The 13,207-nt window shown below is 52.1% G+C and carries 11 protein-coding genes; 2 read left to right on the top strand and 9 right to left on the bottom strand.

Annotation, left to right across the window (positions count from 1 at the left end; all coding sequences use genetic code 11):
* Nucleotides 1-24: 24 nt before the first annotated feature.
* From ACPXSQ_RS00880 to bolA, 9 genes are all read right to left on the bottom strand, one after another.
* On the bottom strand, nt 25-423 hold the full coding sequence (locus ACPXSQ_RS00880) for an acyl-CoA thioesterase (RefSeq protein ID WP_022622658.1): 399 nt from the start codon (nt 421-423) through the stop codon (nt 25-27).
* Between the two features lie 98 nt (nt 424-521).
* Nucleotides 522-845: a helix-hairpin-helix domain-containing protein gene (locus tag ACPXSQ_RS00875; RefSeq protein ID WP_013024891.1), complete on the bottom strand. Its 324-nt coding sequence runs from the start codon at nt 843-845 to the stop codon at nt 522-524.
* Nucleotides 846-984: 139 nt separating this feature from the next.
* On the bottom strand, nt 985-2,856 hold the full coding sequence (ppiD, locus tag ACPXSQ_RS00870; protein ID WP_015700835.1) for a peptidylprolyl isomerase: 1,872 nt from the start codon (nt 2,854-2,856) through the stop codon (nt 985-987).
* A gap of 250 nt (nt 2,857-3,106) precedes the next feature.
* Complete coding sequence (gene hupB / locus ACPXSQ_RS00865) at nt 3,107-3,379, bottom strand: nucleoid-associated protein HU-beta (RefSeq protein WP_014606441.1); 273 nt, start codon at nt 3,377-3,379, stop codon at nt 3,107-3,109.
* A gap of 215 nt (nt 3,380-3,594) precedes the next feature.
* On the bottom strand, nt 3,595-5,949 hold the full coding sequence (lon, locus tag ACPXSQ_RS00860; RefSeq protein ID WP_064373321.1) for an endopeptidase La: 2,355 nt from the start codon (nt 5,947-5,949) through the stop codon (nt 3,595-3,597).
* Between the two features lie 185 nt (nt 5,950-6,134).
* Nucleotides 6,135-7,406, bottom strand: a complete 1,272-nt coding sequence (clpX, locus tag ACPXSQ_RS00855) for an ATP-dependent protease ATP-binding subunit ClpX (RefSeq protein ID WP_013024887.1) — start codon at nt 7,404-7,406, stop codon at nt 6,135-6,137.
* A 132-nt stretch (nt 7,407-7,538) separates the two neighbouring features.
* Nucleotides 7,539-8,162 carry an ATP-dependent Clp endopeptidase proteolytic subunit ClpP gene (clpP, locus tag ACPXSQ_RS00850; RefSeq protein WP_006117959.1) on the bottom strand — a complete coding sequence of 208 codons (624 nt, stop codon included), beginning with the start codon at nt 8,160-8,162 and terminating at the stop codon, nt 7,539-7,541.
* Between the two features lie 334 nt (nt 8,163-8,496).
* The gene (gene tig, locus ACPXSQ_RS00845) at nt 8,497-9,801 is read right to left on the bottom strand and encodes a trigger factor (RefSeq protein ID WP_014593078.1); all 1,305 of its coding nucleotides are present in this window, start codon (nt 9,799-9,801) and stop codon (nt 8,497-8,499) included.
* A 294-nt stretch (nt 9,802-10,095) separates the two neighbouring features.
* Nucleotides 10,096-10,410 carry a transcriptional regulator BolA gene (gene bolA / locus ACPXSQ_RS00840; RefSeq protein ID WP_013024884.1) on the bottom strand — a complete coding sequence of 105 codons (315 nt, stop codon included), beginning with the start codon at nt 10,408-10,410 and terminating at the stop codon, nt 10,096-10,098.
* A 263-nt stretch (nt 10,411-10,673) separates the two neighbouring features.
* Between bolA and ACPXSQ_RS00835 the strand changes: the two genes are divergently transcribed.
* Together ACPXSQ_RS00835 and ampG are read left to right on the top strand one after the other, a co-directional pair.
* Complete coding sequence (locus tag ACPXSQ_RS00835) at nt 10,674-11,252, top strand: lipoprotein (RefSeq protein WP_014606442.1); 579 nt, start codon at nt 10,674-10,676, stop codon at nt 11,250-11,252.
* A 46-nt stretch (nt 11,253-11,298) separates the two neighbouring features.
* Nucleotides 11,299-12,786: a muropeptide MFS transporter AmpG gene (gene ampG / locus ACPXSQ_RS00830; protein ID WP_116219506.1), complete on the top strand. Its 1,488-nt coding sequence runs from the start codon at nt 11,299-11,301 to the stop codon at nt 12,784-12,786.
* Nucleotides 12,787-13,207 lie beyond the last annotated feature (421 nt).

Raw genomic sequence — 13,207 nt, 5'->3', positions numbered from 1 at the left:
TTAAGACATCAGTTAAGACATCAGTTAAGACATCAGTCTTTCCAGTCGCTGCCGCAGTTCGCCTTCCAGCGGGACGGCTTTCTGGGAACGCAGGTCGATGCACACGAAGGTCAGTGCCGCATCTGCAACAACGGTCTCATCACCCGCTAAAAGAACCCGCTGAGAAATGATGCCGCTTTTTCCATTAAGCTGCGTGATGTCGCTGCTGATCTCCAGTACATCGCCCAGCACCGCCGGGCGACGATAATTGATGTTGATGTTTACCACCACAAAGGCCAGTTTCTGCTCAAGCAACCAATTAAAGGCGTCCACTTCTTCCAGCCATTGCCAGCGCGCTTCTTCTAAAAACTCCAGATAACGAGCATTGTTAACATGCTGATAGACATCCAGATGATAGCCGCGCACTTTTATCGTGGTCTGCATTCCTGTTCTCCTGCTGCTATAGATTAACTGGTTGGACCTGTTCACTTTAGCAGAGTCCGCCCGCAGCAGCAGGTTAAGCATCAGAGTTGCGCATCACTTCACAATTTCAGACGCGACAGGTTTCTTTCAACCAGGGCATTGCCAAAGCCGGGCACCTCTTTCAGCTGATCGATAGCCGTAAACGGCCCGTACTCTTCACGATAGCTGACGATAGACTGCGCCTTCTTGAGGCCCACCCCGTTCATCGCCTTTGATAGCTGCTCTGCCGTCGCGTCGTTGATGCTGACCAGCTCCTGCTGCGGCATGGAAACCTGCGCGGCCTGGGTTTCACTTGGGGTTTCTGCCGCTGAAAGAGGCATTTGATACAGCGCGCCACACAGGGCGAGGGAAAGATAAAAGGCGTGTAAGTTGGGTTTAGCCATGCTGTGTTTCTCCTTGTGTTAAACAGCAGGCTCAGGTTGTCATGACAATAACCTGCCCTCAAACGGCAAAGGTTAAAAATGGAAAAGGCCGCATAAGCGGCCTTGGGTTGTTTCAGTCATTATCTGAAATTTGCGAGGATCACTGCATCTGCTGGGCAGCGGCACCGTATTTGATTTTGGCCTCTTTACGCAGATTTTGCAGCAATGCTTCAAAGGCAAGCTGCGCGTTGTTCTGCGTGACGCCTTTGACCATTTCATTAATCTGCGCCTGTGGCATCGTACCGGTGCTGACCTTATCCACCGCCACCAGAACCACATTGCCCTGCATATCTTCGCTGACGCCCCAGGAGGGTTTGTTATCCTCAGGCTGTGGCAGGTTAAAGGCAGCCTGTGCCACCGGATCCTGCGTATTTCGATCAACCGTTTTACTGGCGCTCAGGGTCAGGCCTGCCGCTTTAAGCACATCTTGTTTTCCGGCTTTGAGGTCGGCTAACAGTTTATCGGCCTGGGCTTTAGCCTGCTGCGTCGCTTTGTCGTGTTTCAACGTGTCGATAATCTGTGCTTTAACCTTCTCCAGCGGTTCAACCGCTTCAGGTTTGTGCTCACTGATACGCAACACGAAGGCACGATCGCCATCCACACTGATGATGTCAGAGTTATTACCTGGCGCGCCATTTTGTCCAACAAGCCCGCCGTTGAAAATTGCCTGCTTCACCGCGTCAAAATCGAGATCTTTCGGTACGTCGTCACGGCTAAACCAGCCCGTTTCTGTGGCTTTCATGCCCGACGCCTGCTCCGCACCCGCAAGAGACTCATTATCATTGCTGGCCGCTTCACTCACCTTCTGCTGCAGCTTATAGAAGGCATCCACTGCTTTTTCCTGCTTGACCTCATCCGCCACCTCACTGCGCACGTCAGCCAGCGGCTTGACCTGCTCAGGGATGATATCGTCGAGGCGCGCGATCAGGAAGCCAACGGAAGACTTGATCACGCCTGACAGCTGGCCTTTCTCTTTCAGTCCGGCATTTTTCAGCTCATCCGGCGTGGTAGAAGGTTCCAGCCAGCCCATATCGCCGCCTTTGCGGGCAGAAATCGGGTCAATGGATTTGGTTTTCGCCAGTTCGGCAAAATCAGCACCGCTTTTCAGCTGAGCCAGAATGGCGTTGGCATCGGCTTCCGTTTTGGTCTGAATGACGCTGTAGCGATCGCGCTGTGGCTGGGTGTAATCCGCTTTATGCTGATCGTACCAGGCCTGAATATCCGCATCGCTGGCGTTTTCCTGCATGCCTGCAGCATCCAGTTTGATATAGCTGACCCGGAACTGTTCAGGCGCCATAAAGCTGTTTTTATGCTGCTGATAATACTGGTTGATCTCGTCATCGTTGACGGTCTGCTTCGCCGCAAGTGCATTCACGTCCAGGGTTGCGGTCTGAATATCGCGCTTCTGCGCCACCAAATCCACCAGCTTGCTGGTTTCATTTTTCAGCATAAAGTCGGTGTTGGCGATGGCGTTGATGAGCTGCTGTGTCGCCAGCTGCTTGCGCAGCGCTTCCGCATACTGGTCGGCAGTAAAGCCCATGTTGCCGATCATCGCGTTATATTTGGCGTTATCAAACTTACCGTTCGTCTGGAAAGCAGCCTGATTGAAAATCGCCTGCTTAACCTGATCGTCACTGATGGCAATGTGCAGATCTTTGATGTAGCTGTCCAGTAAGGCCTGATCGATCAGCTGCGACAGCGCCTGCTGGCGCATCTGCTGCATGTAACCATCGTTACCTGCAAGCTGCGAGAACTGGTCGCCCAGCATCTGCTGCTGGCGGTTACGTTCGCTGTTAAATGCCTGATCTAACTGCGCCCGGCTGATCTCCTGACCGTTCACTTTGGCCGCATAATCATTGTTGCCGCCAATCAGATAGTTGCCAACGCCGGTCAGCACAAAGGAGAGAATGATCAACCCCAAAATAATCTTGAGCACGACATGGTTCGACGCCGCGCGTAAATTGTCCATCATGGTATGACAACACTCCGCTGTAGTGTGAATGTAAAGCCCTGTCGCAATAACGCCCTCTTCCCGGCGCATTACTCAGCTGCAAATCTTGCTGGCAGCAATAATCCTGTTGAGACAAGCCTTGCGACCTTTACTGCCTCTCTGGATATAAAAAAAGGCACATCTTATCGATGTGCCCGTATGTTACATGAGAACGCGTTAACCGTCCTCTAATCCACTCAAGAAAATGTGTTAATGAGTGGTGGCGTTGTCATTAGTTGACAGCGTCTTTCAGTGCTTTACCTGCACGGAAACCCGGTACTTTACCTGCCGGGATAGTGATCTCTTTACCGGTTTGTGGGTTACGGCCTGTGCGCGCTGCGCGCTCACGTACTGAGAAAGTGCCGAATCCCACCAGCGCCACTTCATCTCCGCCTTTCAGCGCATCAGAAACAGAGCCCATAAATGCATCTAACACACGTCCTGCTGCTGCTTTAGAAATGTCGGCATCGGCAGCAATTTTATCGATCAGTTGTGACTTATTCACTCTATTCATCCCCTCTTTATTATTTCACATCGTACCCACGCTTCCTGTCGGGTACGAACGCGCAGCAAGTTATATCAAGCCTTATAAGCTGAAACAACGGTAATCCTCTTATAACGATGGTTCAGCAGCCACCTAAATTAGCGGCACAAAAAAAAGCTGGCAAGCACCAATTGGTGTTGCCAGCTCTGCTTTTTAACGGTTTATGCCATTAATCACTATTTTGCGGTAGCGACCTGCATGCCGTAAGGCGCGTTTTCCAGTGCAAGGTTCAATACTTCTTCGATGCGCTTAACCGGATGGATTTCCAAATCGGCAATCACGTTCTGTGGAATTTCTTCCAGATCGCGCTTGTTCTCGTCCGGAATCAGGACCACTTTAATGCCACCACGGTGCGCTGCCAGCAGCTTCTCTTTCAGTCCACCAATCGGCAGCACCTGACCACGCAGCGTGATCTCGCCGGTCATCGCCACATTTGACCGCACCGGGTTACCCGTCAGACAGGACACCAGCGCCGTACACATCGCAATACCGGCACTCGGGCCATCCTTCGGAGTTGCCCCTTCTGGTACGTGCACGTGGATATCACGTTTTTCGTAAAAATCACCGTTGATACCCAGTTTCTCTGCACGTGCGCGCACGACGGTCAGGGCGGCCTGAATCGACTCCTGCATCACTTCACCCAGTGAACCGGTATAGGTCAGTTTCCCTTTACCCGGTACACAGGCGGTTTCGATTGTCAGCAAATCCCCGCCCACTTCTGTCCAGGCAAGACCGGTTACCTGGCCTACACGGTTTTCGCTGTCCGCACGACCATAGTCAAAACGCTGAACGCCAAGGAAATCCTTGAGGTTCTCACCATTGATGGTGATGTGCTTTTTGGTTTTATCCATCAGCAGCGTCTTCACGGCTTTACGGCACAGTTTGGACAGTTCACGTTCCAGGCTACGTACGCCGGCTTCACGCGTGTAATAACGAATGATGCCCACAATCGCGCTGTCTTCAACGCTGATCTCAGAGGCTTTCAAGGCATTGCGCTCAATCTGCTTAGGCAGCAAATGCTGTTTCGCGATGTTGAGCTTTTCGTCTTCGGTATAACCCGACAGGCGAATCACCTCCATACGATCCAGCAGCGGTGCCGGAATATTCATGGAGTTTGACGTTGCCACGAACATCACATCGGAGAGATCGTAATCCACTTCCAGATAGTGATCGTTAAACGCGATATTCTGTTCCGGATCCAGCACTTCCAGCAGTGCGGATGCCGGATCGCCGCGCATATCCGAGGACATTTTGTCGATTTCATCCAACAGGAACAGCGGGTTTTTCACCCCCACTTTCGCCATTTTCTGGATCAACTTGCCCGGCATTGAGCCAATATAGGTGCGGCGGTGACCACGGATTTCCGCTTCATCGCGCACGCCGCCCAAGGCCATACGAACGTATTTACGGCCAGTCGCTTTTGCGATGGACTGCCCCAGCGAGGTTTTACCCACGCCCGGCGGTCCGACCAGGCAAAGAATCGGCCCTTTGATTTTGCTGACGCGACTTTGCACCGCAAGGTACTCAAGGATACGGTCTTTCACGCGTTCCAGACCATAGTGGTCCGTGTCCAGCGTTTCCTGGGCTTTGCGCAGGTCTTTCTTCACTTTGCTGCGCGCGTTCCACGGAACCTGCACCATCCAGTCGATGTAGCCGCGCACCACTGTTGCCTCTGCAGACATAGGCGACATCATTTTCAGCTTCTGCAGTTCGGCTTCGGCTTTTTCACGCGCTTCCTGCGGCATTTTAGCCGCATCGATTTTGCGTTTTAACGCTTCGTACTCGTCAGGCGTATCATCCATCTCGCCTAACTCTTTCTGAATGGCCTTCATCTGCTCATTCAAGTAGTACTCACGCTGGCTCTTTTCCATCTGCTTTTTCACGCGGTTGCGTATGCGTTTTTCAACCTGAAGCAGATCGATCTCAGACTCCATCATCGCCATTAGATATTCCAGACGCTCGTTAACGTCTGACATCTCCAGCACGGACTGTTTGTCTGCGAGTTTCAGTGGCATATGCGCCGCAACCGTATCCGCCAGGCGCGCCGCATCATCAATATTGTTCAGGGAGGTTAAGACCTCAGGCGGGATCTTTTTATTCAGCTTGATGTAACCTTCAAACTGATTGATCGCCGTGCGCACCAGCACTTCCTGCTCACGCTCTTCGATCTCTGGTGAAACCAGATATTCAGCCTGGGCTACAAAGTGATCGCCGTTGTCGGCAAGCGTCGTGATGTTGGCACGCTGCAAGCCTTCAACCAGCACTTTCACCGTACCGTCTGGCAGTTTTAGCATCTGCAAAACGGAGGCGATGGTACCCACTGAAAAAAGATCGTTTATGCCAGGTTCATCCGTTGAAGCTTCTTTCTGTGCGACCAGCATGATCTTTTTATCATGATCCATTGCGGCTTCGAGGCACCGAATTGATTTTTCCCGGCCAACAAACAACGGAATTACCATGTGCGGATAAACTACCACGTCGCGCAAAGGCAAGACGGGGATTTCAATGCGTTCAGAACGCTCAGGATTCATAGAGCTCTCTCTTAGTTTCGTGTCCGCCAGGTGATGGGTACCGCACAGGCAGGTATGCGGTTAAACCCACAGGTGTCTGAGTATATGGGGATGATTGTCAGACATTCAATGTCACAACGGTGAGAAATGCAAAAGGGGAAAGATTTTCCCCTTTATAGATGGCACAATGTGGACGATTTGTTTACTTATTCGCCAGAAGCCTGAGCTTCATGCTTGCCATAAATCAGCATGGGTTCGGACTGCCCCTCAATGACTGACTCATCAATCACGACTTTCTCGACGTCGTCCATAGAAGGCAGATCGTACATCGTTTCCAGCAGTGCACCTTCCACGATAGAACGCAGACCGCGCGCGCCGGTTTTACGTGACATCGCCTTTTTCGCAATCGCCGTCAGGGCTTCATCACGGAATTCCAGATCAACGCCTTCCAGGTTAAACAACGCCTGGTACTGCTTGGTAAGCGCATTTTTTGGCTCGCGCAGAATCTGAATCAGCGCCTCTTCACTCAGCTCATTAAGCGTCGCGACGACAGGAAGACGGCCAATGAATTCCGGGATCAGACCAAACTTGATCAAATCTTCCGGCTCACACTGTGACAGCAGCTCGCCTTCCGTTGCTTTCTGCGATTTGCCTTTCACGGTGGCGCCAAAGCCAATGCCTGACCCGGTTTCAACGCGTTGTGAGATAACCTTATCCAGCCCGGCAAACGCACCGCCACAGATAAACAGAATTTTCGAGGTATCAACCTGCAAAAATTCCTGCTGCGGGTGCTTACGGCCGCCCTGCGGAGGAACCGCAGCCACCGTACCTTCAATCAGTTTCAACAACGCCTGCTGCACACCCTCACCTGAGACGTCACGGGTGATTGATGGGTTGTCTGACTTACGTGAAATTTTGTCAATTTCATCGATGTAGACAATACCACGCTGCGCTTTTTGCACATCGTAGTCACATTTTTGCAGCAGTTTCTGAATGATGTTTTCAACGTCTTCCCCCACATAACCGGCTTCGGTCAGGGTGGTGGCGTCCGCCATGGTGAAAGGCACATCCAGTAAACGGGCAAGGGTTTCTGCCAGCAGCGTTTTACCGCTTCCGGTAGGACCAATGAGCAGGATATTACTTTTACCCAGCTCGATACCGTTGCTGGTATCACCGTTGCGTAAACGTTTGTAGTGGTTGTACACCGCCACGGCCAGCACTTTCTTGGCCCTTTCCTGACCAATAACGTAATCGTCGAGGTGATGGCGGATCTCATGCGGCGTAGGCAGGGCGCTACGTTCGCGATGCGGGGCAACCTCTTTTATCTCTTCGCGAATAATGTCGTTACACAGATCAACGCACTCATCGCAGATATACACTGACGGCCCGGCAATCAGCTTACGCACTTCATGCTGGCTTTTGCCGCAAAAAGAGCAGTACAGCAACTTTCCTGAACCGTCTTTGCGCTTATCTGTCATCAGTTAACCTCTTCTTATTCTCAGGCCGTACCAGAAGTACAGCACTGGCCGTGGGTACACGGCCGATGTTCATTCAACCCATTATCACCTTGTCCTGTTAACTATAGACCAGAGACAAGGCGAAGTTAGGGCTTATTGGCGATGCGTCAGGATGGAATCGACCAATCCATACTCTACCGCTTCGCTGGCGGAGAGGAAACGGTCACGCTCGGTGTCACGCTCAATTTCTTCCAGTGACTTGCCGGTGTGCTCCGCCATCAGTTCGTTCATGCGCTGCTTCACCTTCAGGATTTCGCGCGCGTGGATCTCAATGTCAGTTGCCTGTCCCTGATAGCCACCCAGCGGTTGGTGAATCATCACGCGTGAGTTTGGCAGGCAGAAACGCTTGCCCTTCGTCCCGGCAGTCAACAGGAAAGCCCCCATTGAACAGGCCTGGCCCATACAAATGGTACTGACGTCCGGCTTGATAAACTTCATGGTGTCATAAATTGACATCCCAGCAGTAATCACGCCACCCGGTGAGTTGATATAAAGGTAAATATCTTTTTCCGGATTCTCTGCTTCCAGAAACAGCATCTGGGCCACAATCAGGTTAGCCATGTGATCTTCCACCTGACCGGTAAGGAAGATTACGCGTTCTTTAAGCAGACGGGAATAGATGTCGTATGAACGCTCGCCGCGCGAGGTTTGCTCGACCACCATTGGCACCAACGCATTGTGCGGTGCAGTAAACTCACGATCGCCACTGTATGACATTACCGTCTCCTGGATAAATTTCGTTGGCAACATTCTGTACCGATTTTACGTAAGACGAGCGACAAAAACTATGCTCTGCCTCTTACCGACAACTTCAGGACGGTTAATCAGTCAGCCGAACTGTTTTTGCATACTCCCTGTATCTTGGGATGCTGCTCAGTTGTTTCAAGCATAACAACCTTTTCATCAATCGCTAACCAGGAAAAAGCGATGCGTGAACAATTTGCCTAAAAATTAGCCAAATAGCGACAAACCAACTGGCAGCAAGCGTAATACAGAAAAAAGCCCGCGACTTTTCAGGCGCGGGCTTTAGCACAACCGGTTAAAAAGATGATTAGGCCTGAGCGGTCTGATTCATCAGTTCCTGGAAGTTAGTTTCTTTCTCAGAAACCTTCGCTTTCGCCAGCACGGCTTCAACAGCCTGCTCTTCCAGCGCAACGTTGCGCATATTGTTCATCAGCTCGTTATTCTTGCTGTAGAACTCGATCACTTCCTGCGGATCTTCGTAGGCAGAAGCCATCTCTTCGATCAGCACTTTCACGCGGTCTTCGTCAGCTTTCAGCTCATGGGTGCGGATCACTTCGCCCAGCAGCAGACCGACAACAACGCGACGTTTTGCCTGCTCTTCGAACAGCTCACGTGGCAGTTCCAGCGCCTGCTTCTCGTCACCACCAAAGCGCTGTGCAGCCTGACGACGCAGAACGTCGATTTCGCTGTCGATCAGCGCAGCTGGCACGTCAATTGGGTTTGCGTCAACCAGACCGTCGATAGCCTGGGTTTTTACGCGGTTACGAATAGCGCCTTTCAGCTCACGTTCCATGTTCTTACGCACTTCGGCACGCAGACCGTCAACTGAACCCTCTTCCACGCCGAAACGTTTAATGAATTCTTCAGTCAGTTCTGGCAGTTCACGCGTTTCAACTTTCTTCAACACGATCTCGAACTTCGCGTCTTTCCCTTTCAGGTTTTCCGCATGGTAGTCATCAGGGAATTTCACGTCGATAGTGAAGGTTTCGCCTGCTTTATGACCGACAACGCCCTCTTCAAAACCTGGGATCATGCGGCCCTGGCCCATCGCCAGAACGAAATCAGAGGCTTTGCCGCCTTCGAATTCTTCACCGTCAACAGAACCGGTGAAATCGATAGTCGCGCGGTCTTCTGCGCCGGCTGCTGCATCGGTTTCAATCCAGTTAGCCTGCTGCTTACGCAGGGTTTCCAGCATGGTATCCACATCCGCGTCAGTCACCTGAACCTGTGGCTTCTCGACTTCGATGTTTTCCAGGCCTTTCAGCTCAACTTCTGGATACACTTCGAATTCTACCGCATAGGTAAAGTCCTGACCTTCGGTGTATTCGCCTGGCACGTAGTTCGGTGCGCCAGCCGGATTAATTTTCTCTTTAATGATGGCGTCAACAAAGTTACGCGTCATCAGATCGCCCAGCACGTCCTGGCGCACAGAAGCACCATAGCGCTGTGCCACGATGTTCATTGGCACTTTGCCTTTACGGAAACCATCGATACGGACTTTCTTCGCCACATCCACCAGTTCTTTTTTAACGGCGCTCTCGATGCTGTCAGAAGCGACAGTAATCGTAATGCGACGGCCCAGGCCCTGAGTGGTTTCTACAGAAACTTGCATCTTGTTACCTCAAAAAATCACGTGCTCGGTCAACTTCAGACACCACACATTGGTTAATGCGCCGTATCCAACAACCGGGACGGCTTCCGTGAAGAGAACCTGATCCCTGTTACCAGAAGCGTCCCGAAGACATTCCGGAAAAATAGACGCAGCATTATAGCGGCATCGCTGAGATGAGTCGAGGATGCTAAGTCACCACTTTTCAGGGAGTTTGCTGTTTTTTTGAGCCACAGATCGCGTTTAGCCACCCTTAAACGCAAAAAACGGCCCAAAGGCCGTTTAAAACGCGGGCAATCAGGCTAGCGTTCCGGCGCCCCGACAATGAGGTGAGGCCAGTACCGTATCCTGCAATCCTTCCCACTCTTTCAAGGTGTAAGTGTGCAACGCAAGGGCATGGACGCTTCCCGCCAGCTCCGCGCTGAGTTCGCTGTAAATTGCGCGATGGCGCGCCAGGAAACGCTGGCCGGTAAAACGGTCACTGACGATCACGACTTTAAAGTGACTTTCCGAACCGGCAGGCACGTTGTGTCGGTAGCTTTCATCGTGGACCTCCAGATGAGCCGGCTCAAAAGCCAGGCGCAGCTTCTCTTCTATCTGTTCTCGAATCATGGTTTTACCCTCAATGGCGAGCGCTGTGCCCCATCTGTTTAAATATTAGTTGGTTTTCGGCCACTCTACGCGGTGACGGGCGGAATATTATCATTCCGCTGGCCGTATCGCGCGCCTTATCAGCCTGCTGTTTATGCCAGAAAGCGGGGGCGGAAAGCCGCAGCGCTCACTTTACCTCTAGCAGGGGGCTTTATTCACTGCACCGCTTTGCTATGATGGCCGCAGTTTTTGCACACCAACCCATGACACTAACGAGAAAGCGTATGTTGAAAAAACTGTTATTCCCACTGCTGGCTGCCTTTATTCTGGCCGGCTGTGCTTCCAGCAACAACACACTGACAATCCAACCCAAGATTCAGCTGCCGCAGCGCGATCCCAGCCTGATGGGCATCACCGTCAGCATTAACGGCGCAGACCAGCGCCGCGATCAGGCGCTGGCAAAAGTGAACCGTGATGGCCAACTGGTCAGTCTGACCCCTTCACGCGACCTGCGTTTCTTACTGCAGGAAGTGCTGGAAAAACAGATGACCGCACGCGGCTATATGGTAGGGCCTAATGGCGCAGTGGATCTGCAAATCATTGTTAATAATCTGTATGCCGACGTCACCCAGGGCGACGTGCGTTACAGCATTACGACCAAGGCGGACATTTCTATTATTGCTACCGCGAAAAACGGCAATAAGCAGATCAAAAACTACCGTCAGACCTACAGCGTAGAAGGTGCATTCAGCGCAAGTAACCAGAAAATCACCAATGCGGTTAACTCAACGCTGAGCGACGTGATTGCGGATATGGCGCAGGACACCAGCGTCAACGAATTTATCAAGCAGAACGCCCGCTAATTTTGTCCCCTGCCCGGCATGACGCCGGGCCCTTCTCAAGGTCAGTATGAATCACTACTTCCGCGTCTTCCGTCAAAAAAATGCCGCTGTTTTACTCCTGCTGGGATTTGCATCCGGGTTGCCACTGGCATTAACGGGTGGAACGTTACAGGCGTGGATGACCGTTGATAATATCGATCTGAAAACCATTGGTTTCTTTTCGCTGGTTGGCCAGGCCTACGTATTTAAGTTTCTCTGGTCACCCATGATGGATCGCTACACGCCACCTTTTCTTGGTCGCCGCAAAGGATGGTTGCTGCTCACCCAACTGGCGCTAGTGGCCAGCATCATCACGATGGGGTTCATGCAGCCCAGCCGGGATTTGACCCTGATGGCGGCGCTGGCGGTGTTAATCGCGTTCTGTTCTGCGTCACAGGATATTGTATTTGATGCGTGGAAAACGGACGTGTTGCCGCCGGAAGAGCGCGGAAGCGGTGCGGCCATTACGGTTCTCGGTTATCGGCTGGCCATGCTGATATCGGGAGGTCTGGCGTTATGGCTGGCCGATCGCTACCTCGGCTGGCGAGCCACTTACTGGCTGATGGCGCTGCTACTGGTGCCCTGTATCGTAGCAACGTTTATGGCTGACGAGCCGGATGACCGCCAGTCCGCGCCCCGCTCATTACGTCAGGCGGTGGTTGATCCGCTGCGGGACTTTTTTAACCGCAACAACGCCTGGCTGCTGATTACCCTGATCATTCTTTACAAGCTGGGCGATGCGTTTGCCGCCTCGCTCACCACCACGTTTTTAATCCGTGGCGTGGGCTTCAATCCGGGCGATGTTGGCCTGGTGAATAAGACGCTTGGCCTGCTGGCCACCATTATCGGGGCGCTCTATGGTGGCGTGCTGATGCAGCGCCTGAGCCTGTTTCGCGCCCTGATGATTTTTGGCCTGTTGCAGGCGGTGTCCAATTTTGGCTACTGGCTGCTGGCCGTCACCGACAAACATCTGTGGAGCATGGCGAGCGCGGTGTTTATCGAAAACCTGTGTGGCGGGATGGGCACGGCGGCTTTCGTCGCGCTACTGATGACGCTGTGTAATAAATCCTTTTCCGCCACGCAGTTCGCGCTGCTGTCCGCGTTGTCAGCGGTCGGCCGCGTTTACGTCGGCCCTGTGGCGGGTTTTTTAGTGGAATGGTGGGGCTGGCCAACCTTTTATGCCTTTACCGTACTGGCTGGCCTACCCGGCCTGGCGCTGTTAGCATTTTGTCGCAGCACGCTGGATTTCACACAAAAAACCGGGCAGTTTTTGCCGCGTACCCGCTTTGCATCGGGCTACCGCTGGACAAACCGCCTGTTTGCCGGCGGCTGTGGATTGCTGGCTTTATGGCTGCTGGCGCTGGCGCTGGACGCCGCGGGCCTGACTCGCCTGTCGGCCGTGCTGATTCCCTTGTTTGAGGCTGGTATGACGCTGGCGCTTTGTGGTGTACTATTCGGTGTGGTGCTGGATTATCGTGCGCTGCAGAAAGCAGAGGACTCCGCCGTTATCCGATAACGGCTCGTGATTTCGCCGCAATTTCGTACAGTCGATTAAGCGCGCCTAATTTGTCTTTGCGTGTCAATTTACAAAAAATTATTTCACTCACCGGGGGGATTACCCCCTGATATTTAAAACCGGTGCGCAATTAATTTGGTTAAAAATAATCGAATAAATGATGCAACATTGTTAAATAATTGGGTGATTAAAGTCAGGGTTATTCCTTTACCACTTTTGTTTAACCCTGTATCCATCTCTTTTTGTTATATTGCCGCCAACTGCTTGTCCACGTTAATAATTTGTCACCGAGAACAACATCTGTGACACCCTTAGCAAAAGGTGTCAACATGGTTCTGACACATCCTTAAGCTGGTTTACACTGCATAAACCTTCCCGTAAAATGCGCGCACACTTAAACGACAATAGAGCCCTTTGTCAT

The sequence above is a fragment of the Pantoea sp. EEL5 genome (assembly GCF_049892805.1).
Taxonomy (GTDB): Bacteria; Pseudomonadota; Gammaproteobacteria; order Enterobacterales; family Enterobacteriaceae; genus Pantoea; species Pantoea ananatis.
This window is presented reverse-complemented; position numbering and strand designations above follow the sequence as displayed.

Coding starts and splice junctions, on each gene's coding strand:
- lon (WP_064373321.1), bottom strand. CDS start 5,949: ATGAATCCTGAGCGTTCTGAACGCATTGAAATCCCCGTCTTGCCTTTG.
- ampG (WP_116219506.1), top strand. CDS start 11,299: ATGAATCACTACTTCCGCGTCTTCCGTCAAAAAAATGCCGCTGTTTTA.
- ACPXSQ_RS00835 (WP_014606442.1), top strand. CDS start 10,674: ATGTTGAAAAAACTGTTATTCCCACTGCTGGCTGCCTTTATTCTGGCC.
- ACPXSQ_RS00880 (WP_022622658.1), bottom strand. CDS start 423: ATGCAGACCACGATAAAAGTGCGCGGCTATCATCTGGATGTCTATCAG.
- clpP (WP_006117959.1), bottom strand. CDS start 8,162: ATGTCATACAGTGGCGATCGTGAGTTTACTGCACCGCACAATGCGTTG.
- bolA (WP_013024884.1), bottom strand. CDS start 10,410: ATGATTCGAGAACAGATAGAAGAGAAGCTGCGCCTGGCTTTTGAGCCG.
- ppiD (WP_015700835.1), bottom strand. CDS start 2,856: ATGATGGACAATTTACGCGCGGCGTCGAACCATGTCGTGCTCAAGATT.
- ACPXSQ_RS00875 (WP_013024891.1), bottom strand. CDS start 845: ATGGCTAAACCCAACTTACACGCCTTTTATCTTTCCCTCGCCCTGTGT.
- clpX (WP_013024887.1), bottom strand. CDS start 7,406: ATGACAGATAAGCGCAAAGACGGTTCAGGAAAGTTGCTGTACTGCTCT.
- tig (WP_014593078.1), bottom strand. CDS start 9,801: ATGCAAGTTTCTGTAGAAACCACTCAGGGCCTGGGCCGTCGCATTACG.